Below are 22,326 nucleotides of genomic sequence, written 5' to 3'. Positions count from 1 at the left end.
CCGCGAGATTTGGTCTCAATCCTAATGGTAATTTATATGCTTCTTATCTAATTAAAGTAATCGTGCCTGTTAAAGCTTGACTAGTGTTTTTTGATTTTATTAAATAATAATAAACACCAACATTAGCAGGATTTCCCTTTACTTTTCCATCCCAGAATGGTGCCTTGCCTGTAGTTGTATGAATGATATTTCCATATTGGTTAAAAATCTGAATGTTGCTCTGAGGATCGTTTTCAAGCCCGCTTACCTGCCACAAGTCGTTCACGTTGTCATCGTTAGGACTAAATGCATTTGGAATTAGAATATCTTTACAATACTGAACAACGGAATAGCTTACTGATTTCGTACATCCATAAATATCTTCGACCGTAAGGGAATAATTTCCTGGCTTGTTTACTTGATAAAAATGACTTGAAGTCTTTTGGCCTTCCCATGTGTAAAAGGCAAAGCCTGCTGGCGCTTCAAGTGTCGCTTTTTCCTTCGCAATCACACAAATCCGAACCTGCTCAGGCTGAAGTAACAGAAGTGGTTCGTTTACATTTACCTCAACTGTTGCGCTTTCATTTCTACAACCCGAGGTGCTGGTAAAACTGACTGAATAAATTCCGCTGCTATTAATTTTAATGGTTTTAGTAGTTTCACCAGTGCTCCAAAGGAAATCTGTTCCAGGTTGGTTAGCTACAGCGGTGAGTAAAACTTCTTCTCCATTGCAGAGTAATTTATCTGAACTCCTGCTTATGGCTACATCCGGAATTACGTTAAACCTGATGTTGATTGCCTCTGATGTACTTGAACATTCATTGCCATTAGTTAAAGATGCTGTGTAAATTCCTGCCAAAGCAATTGAAATGATATTCTGGTTTTTAAACTCAGGAAGCTCCGCCCCGTTTCTGTACCAATTTACAATGTAACTATTCGGATTGTCAATCTTAATTTCTGCAGTTTCACCGACACAATAAGCTGTTTTTGACGTTGTGAGTTTGACTGTTGGTAGCGCAATCTGATTAATTTTCACTTGCTTTGAAAGCTCATAATAATTTTCACAGTTACTTACCTTTACCTCATATATGCCAGGTAAGGTTGCATTATAGGTGTTCTGTGTTGCATTTGGAATGTCAGTGCCATTTTTTACCCACTGGTATTTATAGTTTTCTACGCGTTTTGTTTCAAGGGGATAAGTTTGTCCTGAACATAAATTTACCTCGGCAGGGTAGTTAAACGTAATCTCTGGACTTGTATTGTTTTTAATGATGATGGGTAACGACTTCAGTGTAAGATTCTCACATAGTGCAGTCAATTTGAAAGTATATTTTCCAGATTCTTTTAAGTCTACAGTAGCTTTTCCTATCCATTCGCTTATTTCTACATCATCTTTAAACCACTGAAATAATAACTGATTTTGCAAACTTGCGGGTACCCTTGTTTTTACATTGATGCTTTGGTTACCACAGGTTTCAAATATAGCCTCATCCTGATTATAGCCATTCGAAGGTGTTTTGCTGTAGAGAAAATCAGTATATTTAAATTTCTCATAATAATCCTGATCCAGGCTTAAATAGATCTTTGAAATACCCTGATCCTTGGCCATCCACAATACTTTCTCGCACATTGTTTCCCTCCAATAATTATAGTCAGCTTCTTTTGAAATTTTAATGTCAGTATCTACACATATAGAATTTATCTTCTGATTTGCCAAAGTAGGAAATTGAATAAATTTCAAACGATCTAACTTTTCCGGACTTGTTGTAAATTCATTAAATATTGATGCGGGAGTATAATACAGACCATCATCCGCAGCTGCAAAAGCAAAGTTTTGTTTATAAACAGGCGTTAAAGCGTAAGCTTCTTCTAAATCATTAATTTTTTTGTCGTCTAATAATTTTTTGATTTCTAAACCTGTACATGAAACATTATTATAGGCAAATAAGCCTTTATCAGTACCCCATATATTATACCATATTTCCCAATTTTGAACATTTGGTATTCCGAATTGCCAATGATGGGCAAAAAGCGTACAGTTTATTTTAGCCGGATAAGGCAATCTATCAGGAATAGAAGAGGAATAAGTTGAATATGCTGATGGGAAGTTTAGTGTAACATGATCATTCACAAAACATCTTGCCATGATAAATATATGTTGGAAATCAACTGATTTGAAACCAGCATTAGTGATTCTCCAATCTGGTTCATTAACCAAGGGCTGGTTAGGGTAAATAAACTGATTGGTAATGGTAAGGTTTCCCCGAAAGATTTTATACGCATGTTTGTTGGTAGCCACTGCTAAGTAATCATTAGCGGGGTTGTAAGCATTAGCAGGTTCATAATCAATATTTCGTTTTGTATTGATTACCGAAATATTATTTACCCTTGTAACACCGGGTTCCTCAATTTTTATTTCATGTTTTATGCCGCCCTTAAAATGTACGATTGTATTTGGCTTAATCAGAAAATACATTTCTGTTTCATTAAAGCCGGTAATTTCATTAATTACCAGGCCATTTGTAAGCAGATAGGGTTTAAAAGTAGTTTCAAGCGCTGGTTTATAAAATACTGTTCCTGAATTATTGAGTGCCCAGACAGTATGATCTTCTACCGAAACAAAAATCTGTTTAAATGATTCAGTTTCCAGATATTTCTCCCCTGAGGTTAAATTTAGCTGTGCCACACACAAGAGGGGAAATAGCAAAAATAAAGGAAGAAAGAGGCGGTAACTTAAGCTGAAAATCATACCGCAATGATATTAAAAACTAGCAATAAAAACTAACACAGAAACTACAAATAAACATTAGGCATTACTTCCCATGCCCATGGTTTTTTAAAAGTTTTGAAAGTTCTGAGCTGCGAAAAATATAAAACTTCACTTGTTTTTCGGTTAGCAATATCCCTTCTGTGCAGATTACCAACAGTGGTAAATAATTCACGGGTTTTGAAATCGTAAACCCTTTCTGTCATATCGCCGCTATTTTGGTTAAAATAAAGATTGATCGCACTCGTTAAAAACCAGTCTTTATTTTCGAATTTAAAAGTGTAACCCAGTTCCCAGCGCCATTCAGAACCACCCTGGAAACGAAGGTAGAGTTGTTGGTCTTTAATGGCAATCTGCTGCAGTGGATCCCCCAATTTACCACCTTCTTCCGAACGCAGTATGAAATCGTTGTTTTGGGTTGATAAGCTATAAACCCCTGTTGATTTATCTTTAAAAAAGATAGCCAAAATTCTCGGTTTTTGCGTTTCCTTTATAATATCGGTGTTATTATCGCCATATACACGTGTTTCGTCTATGGTTTTGTTAAATTCAAAAACTACCGCTAAATCATCTGAGGCATCGTTGTTCAGGTCGCCATAAACCTGATCGATAACAGTCCAGTTTACAGGGGTAAATTGTTCAGCAGAAGCCCCCTGTGCTTTAATTTTAGGGAATATAAATGTTTTTTGCGCAAAGCCGATTTGCACACAGAGCATCAGGATGTAAAAACAAAAAACTTTCATTCAGGCAGAAAACGTGTTGATTTAGGGTTAAAACGTTTGGATTGGTGTTTTAGTTTGTGTTGTTGCGAGGTATGAAGCAATCTAACTAATTTAATGAAAACCAAATCCTGCTTTTCTAATCATAAAGTCGTTTCTTACAGCGTTTAGCGATAATCCTTAAAAATCCCTTACTTTTGCAGAAAAACAATTCCCTTTGAAAACCGAAATATTTGCCATTACGCCGCCATTTACCCAACTGAATACCCCATATCCAGCAACGGCATATATAAAAGGTTTTCTGAACACTAAAAATATCAGTGCCACACAGGCCGATTTAGGTATTGAGGTGATTTTGGAATTGTTCTCTAAAAAAGGGCTGCAAGCTTTGTTCAGTCACACTGACCGAAGTTTATTTGTTGATGATCTAAATCCTAAAAGCGATAATGCTAACCGTATTTTCGCTTTACAAGACGAATATTTAAAAACCATCGATGCAGTGATTGCATTTTTACAGGGCAAGAATCCAACTTTGGCATTGCAGATCTGTAGTGACGATTTTCTACCCCAAGCTTCACGGTTTGCTACTTTAGAGGAGTTAGATTGGGCTTTTGGCGCAATGGGTACGCAGGATAAAGCGAAACATTTGGCTACACTTTATCTTGAAGATATATCTGATTACATCGTAGAATGTGTTGATGAAAATTTTGGTTTTAGCCGTTATGCAGAACGTTTAGGCAGAAGTGCTAATTCCTTTGATGAGCTTTACGATGCTTTGCTGAAAGAACCAACCTATATTGATCATATCCTGATTTCGGTTTTAAAAGAGAAAATCGAAACGGTTCAACCTAAATTGTTCCTGATTTCCGTCCCTTTTCCGGGCAATTTGTATAGTGCTTTTCGTTGTGCACAATGGATCAAGGCCAATCACCCGGAAATTAAAATTTCTATGGGCGGTGGTTTCCCGAATACCGAATTAAGATCATTGTCGGATGCAAGGGTTTTTGAATTCTTTGATTATATCACTTTGGATGATGGCGAATTACCGATTGAACTTTTATATCAAAATATTACACATCCGGTGCCTGCTGAAGCCCATTTTTATAAAAGGACTTTCCTGCTCGAAAACGGCAAGGTGGTTTACCGTAACGATGCCTTCAGAAATGATTATAAGCAAGCTGATGTAGGTACGCCAGATTATAGTGGATTGTTATTGGAGAAGTATATTTCGGTAATTGAAATCGTTAACCCCATGCACCGCATGTGGAGTGATGGGCGATGGAATAAACTCACCATGGCACATGGTTGTTATTGGGGGAAATGTACATTTTGCGATATTTCGCTCGATTATATCAAAGTTTATGAACCAGTTGCGGCCAAAATGATTGTAGACAGGATTGAAGATTTATATGCTAAAACAGGGCAAAATGGTTTTCACTTTGTTGATGAGGCTGCGCCACCTGCACTTATGCGTGAGGTAGCCTTAGAAATTATCAGAAGAAAGTTAGCCGTTACCTGGTGGACGAACATCCGTTTTGAAAAAAGTTTTACTCAAGACCTGTGTTTATTGTTAAAGGCATCTGGCTGTATTGCGGTTTCAGGCGGACTGGAAGTTGCCTCAGATCGTTTGTTAAAGCTGATCGATAAGGGCGTAACGGTAGAACAAGTGGCTAAGGTTACCCGTAATTTTACCGAAGCCGGAATTATGGTGCATGCTTATTTAATGTATGGTTACCCCACACAAACAGTACAGGAAACGATAGATAGTTTAGAGATGGTACGTCAGTTGTTTGAGGTTGGAATATTACAATCAGGCTTTTGGCATCAATTTGCCATGACGGCACATAGTCCGGTAGGCATGTACCCAGAAAAGTTTGGTGTGGTAAAAGACACAGAAGCAATTGGCACTTTTGCTAATAATGATATCAATTATACCGATAAAACGGGTATTGACCATAATAAATTCAGCTACGGATTGAAAAAGTCACTTTTCAATTTTATGCATGGTATCTGTTTTGATTATGAACTGCAAGATTGGTTTGATTTTAAAATCCCAAGAACGAAAATCCCTGCTGATTTTATTGAGAAGGCTTTAAATGATGGAGACCAGTTTAATACGAAACCTACTGCAAAAGTAGTTTGGATAGGGGGAAAGCCTTCTGCTGAGTATTTTACCAAATCGAAAAAAGGGAATACCTGGGAAATGGCATCATTAACTTTTCACGATAAAAAAGAAAGCTTTACCGTGCAAACCAATAAAAACGAAGGAACTTGGCTAAGCACTATTTTAAATAAAATCTCGATCTCCAATGAAAAGGTCTTCACTTTTCAGGAGGTTAAAGCCGATTTTGAGCGTGAAATGGAAAATTTCGAGCTGTTCTGGTATTCTAAACCGATCAACACACTTAGAGAATACGGCTTGCTGGTTTTGTAAATCCTTATCATAAAATCGTTATTTCGAGCGATTGCAACGAAGTCGAGAACCCTAAGGCTCAGCGTAGCTAAAGCTGTCTAGATAGATCTCACCATTTCGCTGTGCTTCAATCGAGATGACGAATCCCTATTAAAAACGAACGTAAGCACTACTACATCTTCATCTTAAAATGCGTCAGGAAATAAATGATACAAATCAATATAATCGAATTAAAGATCAGTAATAACCAGGAAACAATAGATTTCCTATCTTTCATTAATGCTATAAAAGATGTGATATAAGCCATCGCAATCAGCGCTAAGAACAAATTAACAGTCTGGATACCCAAAATATAGTATCCGCTGTATGAAAAAACGAGTGCACTGAGCACTAAGAATACAACTGAGGCAGAAGTGTAAAGTTTGTTTGGCTTCATAAAATTTATTTGCGACAGTTTTACGCTTTTACCGGAGTTTAAAATTGCAAATTTTCAGGTTTGAGCTTCGGAATTTACCAGGCCAATACTTTTAAACTGGTGATCTCTTGAAAGTGCTTATCTCTAGTACTTAGTTTAAGTTTATATTGTACTGCAGATGATGCTATCCAGATATCGTTCTCCGGAATAGGAGTGCCTTTTCTTCTTAGGTCGGCCTTGATTTTGCCGTAGATAAGTGCTGTTTCATCATCTATGGCTAAAACGTTGTAAGCTGAGATAAGCTTTTTAATATTGGCAAGATTTTGTTCAACTTTAATTGAATATTCTGCGCCGTAACAGAGCTCTCCAATAACAATTGAAGATAAAATATTTCAGATTTATCAATGTGGTTTGCTACGCTAATATCGCCCTTAAACAATGCAGAAATGATATTGGTATCTAATAACATCTTATTTCCAGCCATCTAGGTCGATGTTTTCACAATCTTGTTCAACAGCTTTGTCAATCAAAGCCATATCTGATTTTGAGATTAGGCCTATAAAATCATGAGCTGATTTTTTTTTATCAGTTAATACTGATTTTTTTAAAACCTTTACAATATTCAAGTCTTCCAAATCCTTAAGAAGTTGGTATGCTTTATTATTATTGATCTGCAGTAGTACGGTTTCCATAAAACAAATTTACTTAAAATTAGATTATTATGCTAAAAAATTAATCACAGTGCGGAACAGTAAATGTCCAGGTTTCTGAATCGGTAGCTGGAACAATATAGCCGTTTCCTCTGGTATTTTCGAACCATAACTTACCCCTAAGTTTTTCTCTGGTTCCCACTTCATTTAAAGTAGCACTGTCGTAAAGTCGACCATTGATCATTACATATTTGATTTTCTCCGAATTACGGATATCATCTAAAGGATTGGCATCCATAATTACCATATCGGCCAGTTTACCAACTTCTAACGAACCAATTTCTTTGTTCATACCCAAATAACTAGCACCATTTAAGGTGGCTGCCCTGATGGCTTGCATTGGTGTAAAACCACCCTGAACAAACATCCATAACTCCCAATGTGCACCTAAACCCTGGATTTGCCCGTGTGCACCAAGATTAACTTTCGTGCCGCCATCAGCAATTTGTTTAGTCGCTTTTGCAATATCGATGTGGTTGTAATCGCTGTACTCAGAAGTAGTTCTACGTCTTGCTCTCGCATCAATAATTGAGCGGGGTGTATAAGTCATTAATTTTTCGTTTTCCCAAACATTGGTTCTGTCGTACCAGTAATTTTCGCCCCATTGGCCACCGTATGCTACAATTAAAGTAGGTGTATAGGCCACATCAGTATTGTTCCAAAGCGTGGTAACATCTTTATAAACCGGTATAACAGGAATACTATGTTCTATTCCGGTATGCCCATCGGCAACCATATTCATGTTGGTGAAAAAAGTAGAGCCACCTTCAGGTACAACCTCCATATTCAACTGTCGAGCAGCTTCTAAAATCTGTTGACGCTGCTCTCTACGTGGTTGATTATACGATTTTACTGAAAATGCACCAACAGCCTTTAGCCTGCGCAGATTAGCCAAAGCATCATCTAAGCTATTAATTACAACTTTGAAATCGCCATCAGCTCCATATAAAATAGATCCTGTCGAATAAACCCTTGGACCAATCATTCTGCCGGCTTTAAGCATTTCGCTCTGGCTAAAAACCATTTCGGTATTACTCGATGGATCATGTGAAGTGGTTACACCAAAAGCCAAATTAGCCATATAACTCCAATCGTTCTGTGGGCTTATTCCATCCGGACTGGTACGCAAGTGGGCGTGAACATCAACAATGCCCGGCATAATGGTTTTGCCATTTACATCAATTACCTTAGCGTTGGCCGGAATGCTTACTGCATCTGCTTTTCCTATTGCAGTAATTTTATTTCCATCGGTAATGATGGTTCCATTTTCAATAACTTCATCACCTTTCATCGAAATAATCCTCGCACCCTTTAATGCCACTATTCCGGTAGGTATGTCAGACTTTAATACCAGATTAATGTCGATAGAAGAGGCTTCGGTTTTAGGTGTGGTTCCATCAAAGTTGAAGGCATTATTTACATCAACGGTAAAATATTTTGGTCCCAATGTCCAATGCAGGCTTTTACTATCGGCGCTCCATTGAATATATGTTCCGCCATCGGTAGTTACTTTTGTAACCGGAATGGCTTTATTACCAGCCGAGGCATCCTGCGCCGTACCAATATTGATCATTGGCGTGATGTACATGTTAAATAACTCGTTAAATGCCAACCACTTATTGTCCGGGCTGATAACAAACTGATTTGCATACTGAGAAGTAAAGTGTGTTCTTTCGTTCGCACCGTTTAAATCGATACTTTTTAATGCTTTTTTGCCATCAGCATAACTCTGGAAATAAATGCGGGTATCGGTATTGTTAAATTGCGGACGGATTCCATTATCCAAAATCAGCGTTTTTGCACCGCCATTGGCTGGCATCATAAAAATACCTGTTCCTCGGCCATAGTTATAACCTAAAACATCGTTACCACTTCCTTTTCTGAAAACGATTTTATCACCTTTTGTTGAGTATTGAGGAGAATAATAAAAACCTTTTTCATCAGTTAGCATAATGGTTTTTCCTGATTTTACATCGGTACGCTTTATTGCTCCACGTAATTCATCACTCCAGGTGGTATAAACAACATATTTTCCATCAGGACTAAAGGCGGGTTCAAATTCGAAATCTAATCCATTGGTTAACCTTTCTGGTTTTCCTGCTGGTAATTCTTGTTTGTATAAGTATCCTGCAGCATTAAAGACAATTATTTTTCCGTCAGGCGAAGTGCTTAACTGTCTTAACATTTTGGCCGAAAATTCATTATTGAAAACCTGTTGCTCAAAATGTAATGCTTTTTGTACGGTTTGAATCGTATTGGCCTGAAAAGGAATGGTGCTGTTGATCAGTGTACCAATTTCTGTTTTTCTGATTTTTCCTTTTGCATAAAAAACGATGCTTTTGCTATCTGGAGTCCAGGCAAAATTTGGATACACACCAAAAATCGCCCAGGTTTCTTGTTGATCATGAGATAAATCTTCATTTACCGGCCATTCTTCTCCAGTCTTCAGGTTCTGAACATATAAAGTAGATTTTAACCTTACACGCTTTACAAAAGCAATCAAATTTCCATCCGGAGAAACCTGCGGGCGACAGGCACCACCTTGCTCATTAATTAATGTGCTTAGTTTTCCTGTTGTCAAATCCAGTTGACGAATGGCATAAATGGTTCCGTTAGGGTCTTTACTATATTCGAAATTAGGCCCCGGACTCACATCTTCACTAAAGTAAACATATTTGCCATCTGGCGAAACGTTAGGTTCGCCCGCATCCTGCTGATCGTTTTTACGTTTGGTTAACTGTACGCCATCTCCACCGTTTATACTATACATCCACATTTCGCCCGCTCCTAACGATCGGCTTGCGGTAAAATGTTTTCTGGCCACTAAGTATTCGCTATTAGGCATCCAGGTGGCATTATTCAATAATCTGAAACTCTCTTTGGTAACCTGTTTTTTGCCAGAACCATCACGGTTCATAATCCATATATTATCTCCACCGCTTTTATCGCTAGTGTAAGAAATGTATTTTCCGTTAGGGCTAAAACGAGGCTGAACATCCCAGGCAATACCACCACTAATGAGTTTCGCAACTCCACCGCTAATCGGCATTACGTAGATATCGCCCAGTAGATCAAAGGCAATTTCCTGCCCGTCAGCGCTTACATCAAGGTTCATCCAGGTACCTTCATCAGTATTTAAAGTGAAGTTTTTTGTGGTACCCTGGTATTTTTCGATATCCCATTTCTTCTCTTGAGCGTTTGAACTGAAAAATAATAGGGAAAGAGCGGATAGAAAATAGAGATGTTTCATCAAATTTTTGATTAATTGTGGCGCAATTTAGCAATATCAACAGCTTTTTTATAGTTTTGATACCGCCGATTTATGACAGCAATAGAGATTTTACAAAAATATTGGGGACATCAAGCTTTTAGGCCTTTACAGGAAGATATTATTTCCTCGGTTTTAACAGGAAAAGATAGTTTAGCATTATTGCCCACAGGAGGTGGTAAATCGATCTGTTTTCAGGTTCCTGCTTTGGTTAAAGAGGGGATTTGTATTGTAGTTTCGCCGCTAATTGCCCTGATGAAAGATCAGGTAGAGAACCTGAAATCGAAAGGGATTGAAGCTATCGCCATTTATGCCGGAATGGGTAAACGAGAAATCGATATCTTGCTGGATAACTGTATTTATGGAAAAATCAAATTCCTCTATTTATCTCCGGAGCGTTTGTTGTCTGATTTAGTGCGCGTTCGAATTTCGTACATGAACGTAAATTTAATAGCTGTAGATGAAGCGCATTGCATTTCGCAATGGGGTTACGATTTCCGTCCGCCATACCAACAAATCGCCAAACTCCGCGAAATCCTGCCAGGTATTCCGGTTTTGGCACTTACGGCAACCGCTACTGAGTTTGTTCGGAAAGATATTGTAGAGAAGCTTGAAATGAAAGACCCACAGGTTTTTGTTAAAAGTTTTGCCAGGGATAATTTAAGCTATGTGGTTTTTGGCAATGAAGATAAATACAAAAAGCTGATCGATATTTGCCAGAAGGTAAAAGGCACAGGTTTAGTTTATGTACGTAACCGCAGGGAAACCGCCGAAGTGGCCAATTTTATCAATAGAAATCAGATTAAAGCCGACTTTTACCATGCCGGATTAGAACGGGATGTACGTTTCTTAAAACAAGAAGAGTGGAAAAATAACAAAACCCGGATTATGGTGGCTACAAATGCTTTCGGGATGGGGATAGATAAGGCAGATGTTCGTTTTGTGGTGCATTTAGATTTGCCCGAAAGTTTAGAAGCCTATTATCAGGAAGCAGGCAGGGCAGGGCGCGATGAAAAACGAAGTTACGCGGTTCTTCTAGCTAATCAATCCGATGTTCTGGGCTTAGAATCCAGGTATCTCGATAGTTTTCCTACTCCGGATGAGATTAGAAAAACCTATCACTACCTCGGCAATTATTTTCAATTGGCATTTGGTGCAGGTGAAGGTTTAACTTTTACTTTTGATGTAGCTGATTTCTGCAAACGGTTCAATATTAGTGTTTTAAAAACAATTTCAGCACTGAAGTTTTTAGAGCATGACGGTTATCTTACCTTATCTGAAAGTGTCTTTCTCCCATCGAGAATGATGTTTATTGCCAGTCATGAAGATATTTACCGTTTTCAGATTGAAAACAAGGCTTACGATGGTATTATAAAGACCATCCTGCGTTCGCATGGTGGCGCTTTCGACGGTTTTGTTAAAATTAATGAGGCCGATTTAGCCAAGAAAACAGGATTGTCGTATAAAGAAATTATTGCACTACTTAATAAATTGCAGGCCATTGAGTTACTTACTTATACTCCGCAAACCGATCAGCCGCAATTGCAATACGTTAGACCGAGGGTAGACATGGATCATTTCGATCTGGACGTGAAATACCTGGAGCTGAGAAAGGAAATCTTGCACAGACAGATCAACGCGGTAGTAGCTTATGCTTCATCAAATTTGTGTAGGAGTATTCAGCTGCTTCATTATTTCGACGAACATCATGCTGCAAAATGCGGGGTATGCGATGTTTGCCTGGCAGAGAAAAGAGCCGAAAATCAGAGCCAGATGGAGGAGGAGATTGAATTTGAGATTGTTTCTTTACTGCAACAACAGCCGCTAAGCCTTGATGATCTGGTTACAAATATTAAAAATGGTGCCGAAGCCGAAAGGATTGATACCATTAGGGAATTATTAGATGCCGGTAAGATTAAAACTGATGGGAAGAAATATTATCTTTAGAAGTGAGATGTGATAAAAATGCCAATCAAGTTAGCAATAAAATATTAGTTTTGTAATGAACTATTTAATCTGTATAATCAAACAATCAATGTAATCTTCCGCGAAGCGAAAAAACAAATGATAACAAAAAACAATAAGAAAACCATCCGTTCGTGGGCATTTTTCGATTGGGCAAACTCTGCCTATAACTTAGTCATCACTTCTACCATTTTTCCGGCTTATTATACCATTATTACCACCACCAAAGCGCATGGTGATAAAGTGGAGTTCTTTGGCAGGACTTATGTAAACACTTCGCTTTCCAACTACGCCTTATCATTTGCTTATCTGATTATGGCTTTTGCTTTGCCAATACTTTCATCCATTGCCGATAGAAGAGGGAATAAAAAGTCGTTTATGAAATTCTTTACCTATGTGGGTGGAGCGGCCTGTATCGGTTTATATTTCTTTAAATTGGATACACTCGAAATGAGCATCATTTTGTTTGCAATAGCTGCAATGGGGTATATTGGAGGGGTATTGTTCAGCAACTCTTATCTGCCTGAAATTGCAACCGAAGAACATCAGGATCGTGTGAGTGCACAAGGTTTTTCGTATGGGTACATCGGCTCGGTTTTACTTCAATTGATTTGTTTCCTATTTGTGCTAAAACCGGAATGGTTTGGTATTACTGATGCCTCATTCCCACCAAGATTATCTTTTTTATTGGTTGGTGTATGGTGGATCGGTTTCTCTCAGATTCCTTTTTCGGCACTTCCGAACGGAACACCTCAGCACGACAAGGTAAAAACGAATATCCTTAAAGATGGCTTTAGTGAGTTATCTAAAGTTTGGGCACAAGTAAAAGAAATGAAAGTTTTAAAAGGATTTTTAGTTTCTTTCTTTTTCTACTCTATGGGGGTGCAAACCATTATGCTCGCTGCTGCCGGTTTCGCTGAAAAAACGTTAAAACTAGGAACCGCAAAATTGATTGCGGTGATATTGATCATTCAGCTTGTTGCTATCCCTGGCGCCATGCTTATGTCGTATTTAGCTAAAAAAATAGGGAATATAAACGTATTGATTATGGTAGTTGTAGTATGGATAGGTTGTTGTGTTTTTGGTTATTACATCACCAACGAATATCAATTTTACTCACTGGCGGCCATTGTAGGCTTAATTATGGGCGGAATTCAATCTCTTTCACGTTCTACCTACTCTAAATATTTACCTGTTAATACAAAAGACAGCACTTCATTTTTCAGTTTTTATGATGTAACGGAGAAACTGGCAATTGTAATCGGCCTTTTCAGTTTTGCTTACATTGAAGATTTAACCGGAAATATTCGCTACTCAATTATCGCTTTGGCATCATTTTTTATTGTCGGGTTAGTTCTTTTAGTACTTCTAAGAAAAAACGAACATAAAGAATCGCTAAAATTGTAAGTTTGCAGTCGTTAAGAATATTATGAAAGTAGAATTATTTGTGCCTTGTTTTGTAGATCAGCTCTATCCGGAAACCGCTTTTAATACTTTAAGGTTATTAGAAAAATCGGGATGTGATGTAACCTACAATTCAAAACAAACCTGTTGTGGGCAACCTGCCTATAATGCGGGTTATTGGGATGAAGCGAAAGAAGTGGGTACAAAGTTTCTGAGCGATTTTACCGAAAATACCTATGTGGTTGCACCATCGGCATCGTGTGTAGGCATGGTAAAAGGTGGGTTTAACGATCTGTTTACCAATACCATTGTGCACAACAAATGCCGGAGTTTGCAATCGAACATCTGGGAACTTTCTGATTTTCTGGTAAACGTAGCCAAAAGAGATTATTTCGGCGCTGAATTGGAAGGAAAAGCCGTTTACCACGATTCCTGTAGCGCATTGCGTGAGTGCAAAATCAAAGATGAACCTCGCCAGTTGCTTTCTAAAGTACACGGCTTGGAAATGATCGAAATGGAAGATACCGATATGTGCTGTGGCTTTGGCGGAACTTTTGCGGTTAAATTCGATGCCATTTCGTCGGCAATGGCCGAACAGAAAGTTAATCATGCACTGGCACAACAGGCAGATTATATTATTTCAACAGATTTGTCTTGCCTTTTACACCTTCAAGGTTATATCGATAAAAATAACCTCGCCATTAAGACCATGCACATTGCTGATGTGCTTTGCAATGGCTGGCTGGAAAGTACAGAATATTAGTTTAAACCTGCAGGGGCTTGTTCTAGCAAATAATGAGGCCGGCCACAAATACTTAAATGTGTTAAGTTGACTTAGATGATCAATATTATTTTGAAAATCAGGGTTTGGCACCTTTAGGTTACCACAGCCCTGCTATCACTCCAAGTCCTTCCCGATGAATCGGGATACCTCGCTCCGGGCTTTCCGTTCTATCAGGTTTATTTAACTCAGGCCTGTAGTGCTATTGAAATTAAACTTTGCAGTTTTTTACGGTGCGCTTGCGTTAGGGATTGTAAGGGTTCTGTGCCGATTCTTATCGGTACCGGAGCAAAGCGCAGCCCTGCAAAGAGCCGGACCTTTGCGCAGCTTAGGCAACGCCCAAATCAATATACACCTTACATTTTTTATTAGGGCCCACCTCCAGGAATTTCAAACACTGCTTTTCCAATAAAAAGAATCGATATTGTAAAAATTAAATTACTTTCATCCTTAAATCTGCATTTTGAGGGTTTAAAGCAATTTTTAACACAATTTAACACGTTTTACATTAAAACCAACAATATCTTTGTTAAACCTTTTAAAGGCTTTTGTATCTAACAAACAAAACAAAATCGTAATGAAAAAAGTAATCTTCGCCTTACTGGGTGTTTTATCAATTGCATCAATTGCAAATGCGCAGCAGAAAAAAACCTCAGGAGCCATACAATTTGAAAATATTATCGATCCTGCAGCTATGGCTTCGGCAAGCGGTATCCAATTAACCGATCAGATGAAAGCCAGAATGCCCTCATCTAGCAAAAGCAACTTCGAGTTGTTATTTACGGCTACAAACGCCAGTTATATGCCAGTTGAAGAAACTGAAGACAGTAACGGAGCAGGTGGTGGCGGTGGCGGCATGGGTCGTATGATGATGCGGTTTGGTGGTGGCGGTGGTAACAGAGAATACTACTATACCTTTGCAGATAAGGGGCTTACAGAGGTTTTCGATTTGAACGATACCACTTATTACATGCCAAGTAAATTAACTTTATCTACTTCCGGACCAATTGGTTCTATGAGAATGGGTGGTAGAAATCCTAATGATACCACTAAAACAAAACCAACTCCGGCACCAACCATCGAAGTGGTTAAAACAGATTCCACTAAACAGATTATCGGTTTTACCTGTCACCAGGCAATTATTAGATCTACAAGGGCTATTAAAATCTTAGATATGGATAAAAACGTAGTAGAAGAAACCAAAATCTGGTATACAAAAGATTTAGGCTTCGACTTTTCTCCGAATCCAAATATGTGGACAGAAGGTGCAGTTTTAGCGATCGAAGGTAGAGGTAACAGCTCAATTGCCAAAAGCATCGAGTATAGAAATGTAAGCGCAAAAGATGTAACCGCACCTAAAAAAGCAAAACTGATTACTGCTGAAGAGTATAAAACTAAAATGGAGAACATGATGAAACGTTTTAGACAGAACAGACCAGGTGGTGGTGGACAGGTAAGAACATTTGGAATAAATTAATCAAGACCACCATAATTATTTTATCTAGCCCTGAATTGTAAGCAATTCAGGGCTTTTTTTGTATCATTTTTGAAAAGGTTGGCTCTAGTTTTTGCATCTAAACTGAGAATAACTATTATTGGGATTAAATATAACCTAGCCAAAAGTGATTACTGCCGAAAACAAAACAGATTTATTAGCAACTAAACAACATTTCGAAATTTTAGATGGATTACGGGGCATAGCGGCCATTGTGGTGGTGATTTACCATTTTATGGAAATCGCTATTACCGATTACAATAAGAATTTTCTTTCACATGGTTTCCTTGCTGTAGACTTCTTTTTCTGTTTGTCGGGTTTTGTAATTGCCTATGCTTACGATACACGTGCAGAAAATATCGGACTGACACAGTTTTTTAAATTAAGGTTGATCCGTTTGCATCCCTTGGTGATTATTGGCTCAATTTTAGGATTGTTAACCTTTCTGTTCGACCCTTACAGTGATTTTTATGCTGTTTACGGCTTCGGAAAAACATTGTTGATGTTTTTGGCTTCTGCATTTTTAATCCCATATCCGGTTATGCCCGAGCGTTATACCAATCTATTCTGTTTAAATGCACCTGCCTGGTCTTTGTTTTGGGAATACGTGGCCAATATTTTCTATATCCTGGTACTTTACAGGTTGAATAAAAAAGTATTGCCGTTATTGGTTTTGCTTGGCGCAATAGGTATTTGTTATGTTGCTTTGAAAGTTCCCAATGGCAATTTAGGTGGCGGCTGGGGCGGACAAAACTTTTGGGATGGGGGAGTGAGGGTACTTTATTCTTTCTCGGCCGGAATGTTGGTTTATCGTTTCAACTGGATCATGGAAAATAAACTTGGCTTCCTGGGTTTGAGTTTACTCTTGCTTGTGGCTTTCCTTTTCCCTTATAGAGATGCATATAACTGGATTGCCGAACCCATAATTGTATTGTTTTATTTCCCGCTTTTAGTGGCTTTAGGTGCTGGGGCAGTAATTAGCGAACCTTTAAAGAAACTTTGCACCTTATCGGGAGAAATATCGTATCCGCTTTATATGACACATTATCCTTTCGTTTGGATATTTCTGACTTATGTTGCCGTGGTTAAACCCGCAATGTCGACCTTATGGGTGGTTATCCCAGTTTCGGTAACCCTGCTAGTGTTATTGGCTTATCTGATCATGAAATTTGTCGATATCCCATTGCGTAAATATTTGAAGGCTAAATGGCTATCAGTCTAACTTACATTTTTTTTTCCGCTGAAATACGGATTAACACCGCGTTATAGACTATAATGTATAAACACCCAGACTTAATTATTTGTGGTAATTTGTGCCTCTGTGGCTTATTTTATGTTGTTTTCCTGATTAAAAATCGTACCTTTGCACAAAATAAAATCACATTGTAGGTGATCTTTACTAACATTTTATAAAAATTAAATCATAGTTGTAGATGATTAACATTACTTTACCTGACGGTTCTGTCCGTCAGTATGAAAAGGGCACTTCTGCCTACCAAATTGCATTGTCAATTTCTGAGGGTTTAGCCCGTAACGTATTAGCCGCTGAGGTGAATGGCGAAGTTTGGGATTCAACCAGACCGATCGAATCTGATTCATCAGTAAAGTTATTGACCTGGAATGATACTGCCGGAAAATCGACTTTTTGGCATTCATCAGCTCACTTAATGGCCGAGGCTTTAGAAGCACTTTATCCGGGTACCAAATTTGGTATCGGTCCGGCAATCGAAACTGGTTTTTATTATGATGTAGACTTTGGCGACCGTGAATTTTCTTCGGATGATTTCAAAGCCATTGAAACCAAAATGATCGAACTGGCTAAACAAAAGGAAACTTTTGTGCGCGAAAGTGTGAGCAAAGCTGATGCGGTAAAATATTTTACTGAAAAAGGCGATGAATATAAATTGGATTTAATCGATGGTCTTGAAGATGGTAAAATTACTTTCTATACTCAAGGTTCATTTACCGATTTATGTCGTGGTCCACATATTCCTAATACAGGTTTTGTAAAGGCAGTAAAACTGATGAATGTGGCTGGCGCTTACTGGCGTGGCGACGAAACCAAAAAACAGTTAACCCGTATTTATGGTGTAACTTTCCCTAAGGCGAGCGAGCTTACTGAGTATCTTTTAATGATCGAAGAAGCAAAAAAACGCGATCACCGTAAGTTAGGAAAAGAGTTAGAGTTATTTGCTTTCTCAGAAAAAGTAGGCATGGGCTTACCATTATGGTTGCCTAAAGGAACTGCCTTGCGCGAGCGTTTGGTAAACTTTTTAACTAAAGCACAGGCTAAAGCAGGTTATGAGCAAGTAGTAACACCACATATCGGACACAAAAATTTATACGTAACCTCAGGTCACTGGGAGAAATACGGTAAAGATTCGTTCCAACCGATTAAAACGCCACAAGAAGGAGAGGAGTTTTTCTTAAAACCGATGAACTGCCCTCACCACTGTGAGATTTACAAAACAAAACCACGTTCTTACAAAGATCTTCCGGTTCGTTTTGCCGAGTTTGGTACGGTTTACCGCTACGAACAAAGCGGCGAATTACACGGTTTAACCCGCGTACGTGGCTTTACTCAAGATGATGCTCACTTATTCTGTATGCCAGAACAAGTGAAAGAAGAGTTTAAAAAAGTAATTGATTTAGTGCTTTACGTATTTAAATCATTAGGTTTTGATAACTATACTGCTCAGGTTTCATTAAGAGATCCGGAAAACAAATCTAAATATATTGGTTCTGACGAAAATTGGAGATTATCTGAAAATGCCATTATCGAAGCAGCTGCAGAAAAAGGCTTAAATACTGTTGTAGAATATGGCGAAGCCGCTTTCTATGGCCCTAAGCTCGATTTTATGGTGAAAGATGCTTTAGGTAGGAAATGGCAGTTAGGTACTATTCAGGTTGATTATAATCTGCCGGAGCGTTTCGAACTGGAATACACTGGTAGCGATAACCAAAAGCACAGACCAGTAATGATCCACCGTGCACCATTTGGTTCATTAGAAAGATTTATTGCTGTTTTGATCGAGCATTGTGCCGGAAACTTCCCTTTATGGTTAAGTCCGGAACAATTTATTGTTCTTCCGATTTCAGAAAAATATGAAGAATATGCAAAAAAAGTTTTAGATGAACTAAATAATTCCGATATTCGCGGGCTGATTGACTTTCGTGATGAGAAAATCGGTCGCAAAATACGCGATTCGGAAGTTAAAAAGATCCCATACATGCTCATTATCGGTGATAAAGAAATGGCAGAAGGAAAAGTTTCTGTACGTAAACATGGTGAGGGAGATTTAGGCGAAATGACGTTGGAAGAGTTCAACAATTTATTAAGAAAAGAAATAACAGTTTAAATTAAATAGTACAAATTTGGCATTAGGAAGACCAGGATTTAACAGGGGACCACGTCCACCTTTTAAGAAAAAAGAAGCAGAGCATAACATTAATCAGTATATTAAATCGCCCGAAGTGCGTTTAGCTGGCGATAATGTTGAACCGGGGATTTATCCTTTGGCAAAAGCTTTGGCACTTGCTGATGAACTGGAATTGGATTTGGTAGAAATATCTCCAAATGCTGTACCACCAGTTTGTAGAATTATTGATTACAGTAAATTTGTTTACGAGCAAAAGAAAAAGCAGAAAGAAATTAAAGCTAATGCGAAACAAACTGTAATTAAGGAAATCCGTTTTGGTCCTAACACCAATGATCACGATTTCCAGTTTAAATTGAAGCATGCAGTAAGCTTTTTAGAGAACGGTGAGAAAGTTAGGGCTTACGTGCATTTTAAAGGTAGAGCAATTGTTTACAAAGAGCAGGGAGAAATTTTATTGTTAAAATTCGCTCAGGCTTTAGAAGATGTAGGAAAAGTAGAGTTGTTACCTAAGTTAGAAGGTAAACGTATGTTCCTGACAGTTGCGCCTAAAGTAGCAAAAAAATAAAAATAGGTTTATAAATTAAAAAACAGGTTATGCCAAAAATGAAAACCAATTCCAGTGCTAAAAAGCGTTTTTCGCTTACTGGAACAGGTAAAATCAAAAGAAACAACGCATACAAAAGTCACATCTTAACAAAGATGAGTACTAAACGTAAACGTGCCTTAGGTCAAGCAAGTATCGTATCTGATGCTGATATGGGTAACGTTAAACGTATGCTTTGTATCGGAAAGTAATTTATTAATTCACCAGGTATCAGGCTTTAAGTTTCCGGTTAAACGGAACGCCGCTTGCCAAAAAACAACAACAACATGCCACGTTCGGTAAACGCAGTAGCTTCGAGAAGAAGAAGAAAAAAAATCCTTAATCTAGCCAAAGGCTATTGGGGAGCAAGAAGTAAGGTTTATACTGTTGCTAAAAACACAGTAGAAAAAGGTTTGCAGTATGCATACCGTGACCGTAAAGTTAAGAAAAGAGAATTCCGCGGATTATGGATCCAACGTATTAATGCAGGTGCTCGTCAGCACGGTATTTCTTACTCTCAATTAATTGGTAAACTAGCTTCTAAAGAAATCGGTTTAAACCGTAAAGTATTGGCTGATTTAGCAATGAATCACCCAGAAGCTTTCAAAGCTGTAATTGATGCAGTAAAATAGAAATTTTCGCTTAGGCGATAATCATATTTAAAAAAGGTCCCGATGTAAATCGGGACCTTTTTTTGTTGTTTGGTTTTGAAGATCTAGTACAATCCCAATTCTGCAAGACTGGCAAACTGTAGGCCATCCTGTGCTGAATTTAAAATAACTTTAAAATACTGGAATGTTTTGGTGCTACCAAAATCAAAGTACTGTGGACCATTTATATTTTGAGCTACATAATTGCTAACAGAAGTAAAATTTACGCCGTCTGTACTCGTTAATAGTTCAAAATTTTTCACAGCCCTGCTTAAACCACTTCTCTGTGTTAAACTTAAACCTGTTGCGGTTTTTGAAGCTCCTAAATTTATCACTATAGTATGTGGATAGCTTGTTGCCGAGCTGCTCCATCTCGAATGCCAGTAAGTACTTGCGTTTCCGTCGATTAATCTGATCGCCCTGCCATTTGTAGCACCTTCGCCGCTGGTTTCTTCCGAACTAAACGATGCAATACTCCATCCTGTTTTGCTTAACTCATTTTTCGTTGAGAAATTTAATACTGGTAAGCCTCCTGAAAAAGTGTAAGCATAAATCTGCTCGGTTACGGTTCCATTGTCGTGTACCAATTTAACCTTCAGTTCGTATGGAATACCATCAGCTTTTTCCTGGAGATCGGCAATTGGCATTTCCACCCTAAAACTGTCAGTTCCTATTTTCTTCGATTCCCAGGTAATGGCGTTATAATCTTTATTTACACCAGTACCCTCGTTATTTACATTAGGGTCGTTATAATATAAAATACTGGTTACATTGCTTGTAGAAGTAAATTTCCCTGATACCACTATAGAAGCTAAAGTGCTTGAATAGCTGGCGTATATTTTATTAATACTGCTGGTTACTGAATCGTAATAGGTGTTAGCGTTATTATTGAAAACCTGATTGGCATTTAAAATAGCTGCGTCTGCAGCGGTTAAAAATGTAGGGCTTTTTCCTAAAGTTCCATTACCGGCCCACATTAATGCCATACCTAAAGTTGAGTTTTCAGAAACTTTCTGTCTGTTGTGCGGTAGATTTAATCCATGACCAAGCTCATGTACCATACCACCAAACCAAACACTAAAACGATTGCCAACGGTAGTGCTTAAGCCAAGATTTGCAATGTCCATTTCTTCATAATCTAAAGCATAACACCATCTGCCGGTACCATAAAACGGACCTCCGCTTGGTGTTCCATTCGAACCGATAGAATACCTTGGAATAATGATCAAAGTATGATCACTGGTTTTATCTGCGGGGTGTGCAGCAAAATAAGCGTTTACCTCGCTGGCTACTGCGCCACTACCTCCAGAGTATGGATAACTCGCTTTTGGCAACGTTCCTCTAATGGTTAGGATTTTTACATTTCCTGTGCCGTCATCAGCAAGGCCAAATGTTTTGTTGCCATAACCATTGCGGTTCATTTCTTGTTTGTACCAGTCTTGTGTCCATAATAAAAGATCGCTTAATCTTTTTCTATAACCCGCAAGGGTATCGAGATCGTTAGGTACAAAATACACAATATTTACATTGCGGCTTTGGGTAATGATGTTGGTTGTAGCCAGTTTTTTGTTAATAGAGAAGGTTTTTTCCTCTTGTTGTAATACTTCGGCCTTTTTACAAGATAGGGCGAACAGGCAGGCACAGAATAGCCCTGTTAAAAGTAGACTGTTTTTTTTCATAAGATAATTTTAGGTTTAGGGTTGATAATATTTGGAATTGGTTGTTGTTGCTTTTTTATATGCTGCGCCCAGCCCCTTTACTCCACCAGAATTTGCCAGTCTTGGCCACTGTTCCAAA

General features: G+C 38.3%; 16 protein-coding genes. 10 read left to right on the top strand and 6 right to left on the bottom strand.

The genetic code is table 11. The features are described from left to right. Positions 1-43: 43 nt before the first annotated feature. The gene (locus AC1RJ8_RS00850) at positions 44-2,728 is read right to left on the bottom strand and encodes a gliding motility-associated C-terminal domain-containing protein (RefSeq protein ID WP_492952220.1); all 2,685 of its coding nucleotides are present in this window, start codon (positions 2,726-2,728) and stop codon (positions 44-46) included. A gap of 44 nt (positions 2,729-2,772) precedes the next feature. After that, positions 2,773-3,489: a hypothetical protein gene (locus AC1RJ8_RS00845; RefSeq protein WP_492952221.1), complete on the bottom strand. Its 717-nt coding sequence runs from the start codon at positions 3,487-3,489 to the stop codon at positions 2,773-2,775. A 193-nt stretch (positions 3,490-3,682) separates the two neighbouring features. On the opposite strand from AC1RJ8_RS00845, the gene AC1RJ8_RS00840 reads away from it, so the two are divergent. Further along, on the top strand, positions 3,683-5,899 hold the full coding sequence (locus AC1RJ8_RS00840) for a B12-binding domain-containing radical SAM protein (protein WP_492952222.1): 2,217 nt from the start codon (positions 3,683-3,685) through the stop codon (positions 5,897-5,899). Positions 5,900-6,388: 489 nt separating this feature from the next. Here AC1RJ8_RS00840 and AC1RJ8_RS00835 read toward each other — a convergent pair whose 3' ends face one another. The 3 genes from AC1RJ8_RS00835 to AC1RJ8_RS00825 form a co-directional block, all read right to left on the bottom strand. Beyond that, positions 6,389-6,670, bottom strand: coding sequence for a PIN domain-containing protein (locus AC1RJ8_RS00835; RefSeq protein WP_493008026.1), 282 nt, complete (start codon positions 6,668-6,670; stop codon positions 6,389-6,391). A 93-nt stretch (positions 6,671-6,763) separates the two neighbouring features. Then, complete coding sequence (locus AC1RJ8_RS00830) at positions 6,764-6,985, bottom strand: hypothetical protein (RefSeq protein WP_116250999.1); 222 nt, start codon at positions 6,983-6,985, stop codon at positions 6,764-6,766. A gap of 40 nt (positions 6,986-7,025) precedes the next feature. Further along, complete coding sequence (locus AC1RJ8_RS00825) at positions 7,026-10,253, bottom strand: amidohydrolase family protein (protein ID WP_492952223.1); 3,228 nt, start codon at positions 10,251-10,253, stop codon at positions 7,026-7,028. Between the two features lie 72 nt (positions 10,254-10,325). Here AC1RJ8_RS00825 and AC1RJ8_RS00820 point away from each other — a divergent pair, with 72 nt between their 5' ends. The 9 genes from AC1RJ8_RS00820 (at position 10,326) to rplT (ending at position 20,511) form a co-directional block, all read left to right on the top strand. Then, positions 10,326-12,218, top strand: coding sequence for a RecQ family ATP-dependent DNA helicase (locus AC1RJ8_RS00820; RefSeq protein ID WP_492952224.1), 1,893 nt, complete (start codon positions 10,326-10,328; stop codon positions 12,216-12,218). Positions 12,219-12,335: 117 nt separating this feature from the next. Continuing rightward, a complete protein-coding gene (locus tag AC1RJ8_RS00815) occupies positions 12,336-13,643 on the top strand; it encodes an MFS transporter (RefSeq protein ID WP_492952225.1) in 1,308 nt (435 codons plus the stop codon). A gap of 22 nt (positions 13,644-13,665) precedes the next feature. After that, positions 13,666-14,403, top strand: coding sequence for a (Fe-S)-binding protein (locus tag AC1RJ8_RS00810; RefSeq protein ID WP_492952226.1), 738 nt, complete (start codon positions 13,666-13,668; stop codon positions 14,401-14,403). Positions 14,404-14,998: 595 nt separating this feature from the next. Then, complete coding sequence (locus AC1RJ8_RS00805) at positions 14,999-15,898, top strand: hypothetical protein (RefSeq protein WP_492952227.1); 900 nt, start codon at positions 14,999-15,001, stop codon at positions 15,896-15,898. A gap of 145 nt (positions 15,899-16,043) precedes the next feature. Continuing rightward, positions 16,044-17,138 (top strand): acyltransferase family protein, encoded by a 1,095-nt coding sequence (locus AC1RJ8_RS00800; protein WP_492952228.1) that lies wholly within the window; start codon positions 16,044-16,046, stop codon positions 17,136-17,138. A 211-nt stretch (positions 17,139-17,349) separates the two neighbouring features. Next, positions 17,350-19,275, top strand: a complete 1,926-nt coding sequence (gene thrS / locus AC1RJ8_RS00795) for a threonine--tRNA ligase (protein WP_492952229.1) — start codon at positions 17,350-17,352, stop codon at positions 19,273-19,275. Between the two features lie 16 nt (positions 19,276-19,291). Further along, positions 19,292-19,861, top strand: a complete 570-nt coding sequence (infC, locus tag AC1RJ8_RS00790; protein WP_051691975.1) for a translation initiation factor IF-3 — start codon at positions 19,292-19,294, stop codon at positions 19,859-19,861. Between the two features lie 29 nt (positions 19,862-19,890). After that, entirely contained in the window at positions 19,891-20,091 is a 201-nt protein-coding gene (gene rpmI / locus AC1RJ8_RS00785; protein ID WP_029279105.1) for a 50S ribosomal protein L35, read from the top strand. 75 nt (positions 20,092-20,166) lie between these two features. Beyond that, positions 20,167-20,511, top strand: a complete 345-nt coding sequence (gene rplT, locus AC1RJ8_RS00780) for a 50S ribosomal protein L20 (RefSeq protein WP_025144714.1) — start codon at positions 20,167-20,169, stop codon at positions 20,509-20,511. Between the two features lie 83 nt (positions 20,512-20,594). On the opposite strand, the gene AC1RJ8_RS00775 is transcribed toward rplT, so the two are convergent. Continuing rightward, positions 20,595-22,208: a discoidin domain-containing protein gene (locus tag AC1RJ8_RS00775; protein WP_492952230.1), complete on the bottom strand. Its 1,614-nt coding sequence runs from the start codon at positions 22,206-22,208 to the stop codon at positions 20,595-20,597. Between the last annotated feature and the right edge of the window lie 118 nt (positions 22,209-22,326).

It is taken from the genome of Pedobacter sp. GW822-FHT03F06 (assembly GCF_058801365.1).
Note: the sequence above shows the minus strand (reverse complement) of the source record. Positions and strands in the feature narration are given on the sequence as shown.

What these genes read in the sequence shown, in the direction of transcription:
- AC1RJ8_RS00820 (WP_492952224.1), top strand. Translation starts at nt 10,326, where the DNA reads ATGACAGCAATAGAGATTTTACAAAAATATTGGGGACATCAAGCTTTT.
- AC1RJ8_RS00810 (WP_492952226.1), top strand. Translation starts at nt 13,666, where the DNA reads ATGAAAGTAGAATTATTTGTGCCTTGTTTTGTAGATCAGCTCTATCCG.
- AC1RJ8_RS00850 (WP_492952220.1), bottom strand. Translation starts at nt 2,728, where the DNA reads ATGATTTTCAGCTTAAGTTACCGCCTCTTTCTTCCTTTATTTTTGCTA.
- thrS (WP_492952229.1), top strand. Translation starts at nt 17,350, where the DNA reads ATGATTAACATTACTTTACCTGACGGTTCTGTCCGTCAGTATGAAAAG.
- AC1RJ8_RS00825 (WP_492952223.1), bottom strand. Translation starts at nt 10,253, where the DNA reads ATGAAACATCTCTATTTTCTATCCGCTCTTTCCCTATTATTTTTCAGT.
- rpmI (WP_029279105.1), top strand. Translation starts at nt 19,891, where the DNA reads ATGCCAAAAATGAAAACCAATTCCAGTGCTAAAAAGCGTTTTTCGCTT.
- rplT (WP_025144714.1), top strand. Translation starts at nt 20,167, where the DNA reads ATGCCACGTTCGGTAAACGCAGTAGCTTCGAGAAGAAGAAGAAAAAAA.
- AC1RJ8_RS00815 (WP_492952225.1), top strand. Translation starts at nt 12,336, where the DNA reads ATGATAACAAAAAACAATAAGAAAACCATCCGTTCGTGGGCATTTTTC.
- AC1RJ8_RS00805 (WP_492952227.1), top strand. Translation starts at nt 14,999, where the DNA reads ATGAAAAAAGTAATCTTCGCCTTACTGGGTGTTTTATCAATTGCATCA.
- AC1RJ8_RS00830 (WP_116250999.1), bottom strand. Translation starts at nt 6,985, where the DNA reads ATGGAAACCGTACTACTGCAGATCAATAATAATAAAGCATACCAACTT.
- AC1RJ8_RS00845 (WP_492952221.1), bottom strand. Translation starts at nt 3,489, where the DNA reads ATGAAAGTTTTTTGTTTTTACATCCTGATGCTCTGTGTGCAAATCGGC.
- AC1RJ8_RS00775 (WP_492952230.1), bottom strand. Translation starts at nt 22,208, where the DNA reads ATGAAAAAAAACAGTCTACTTTTAACAGGGCTATTCTGTGCCTGCCTG.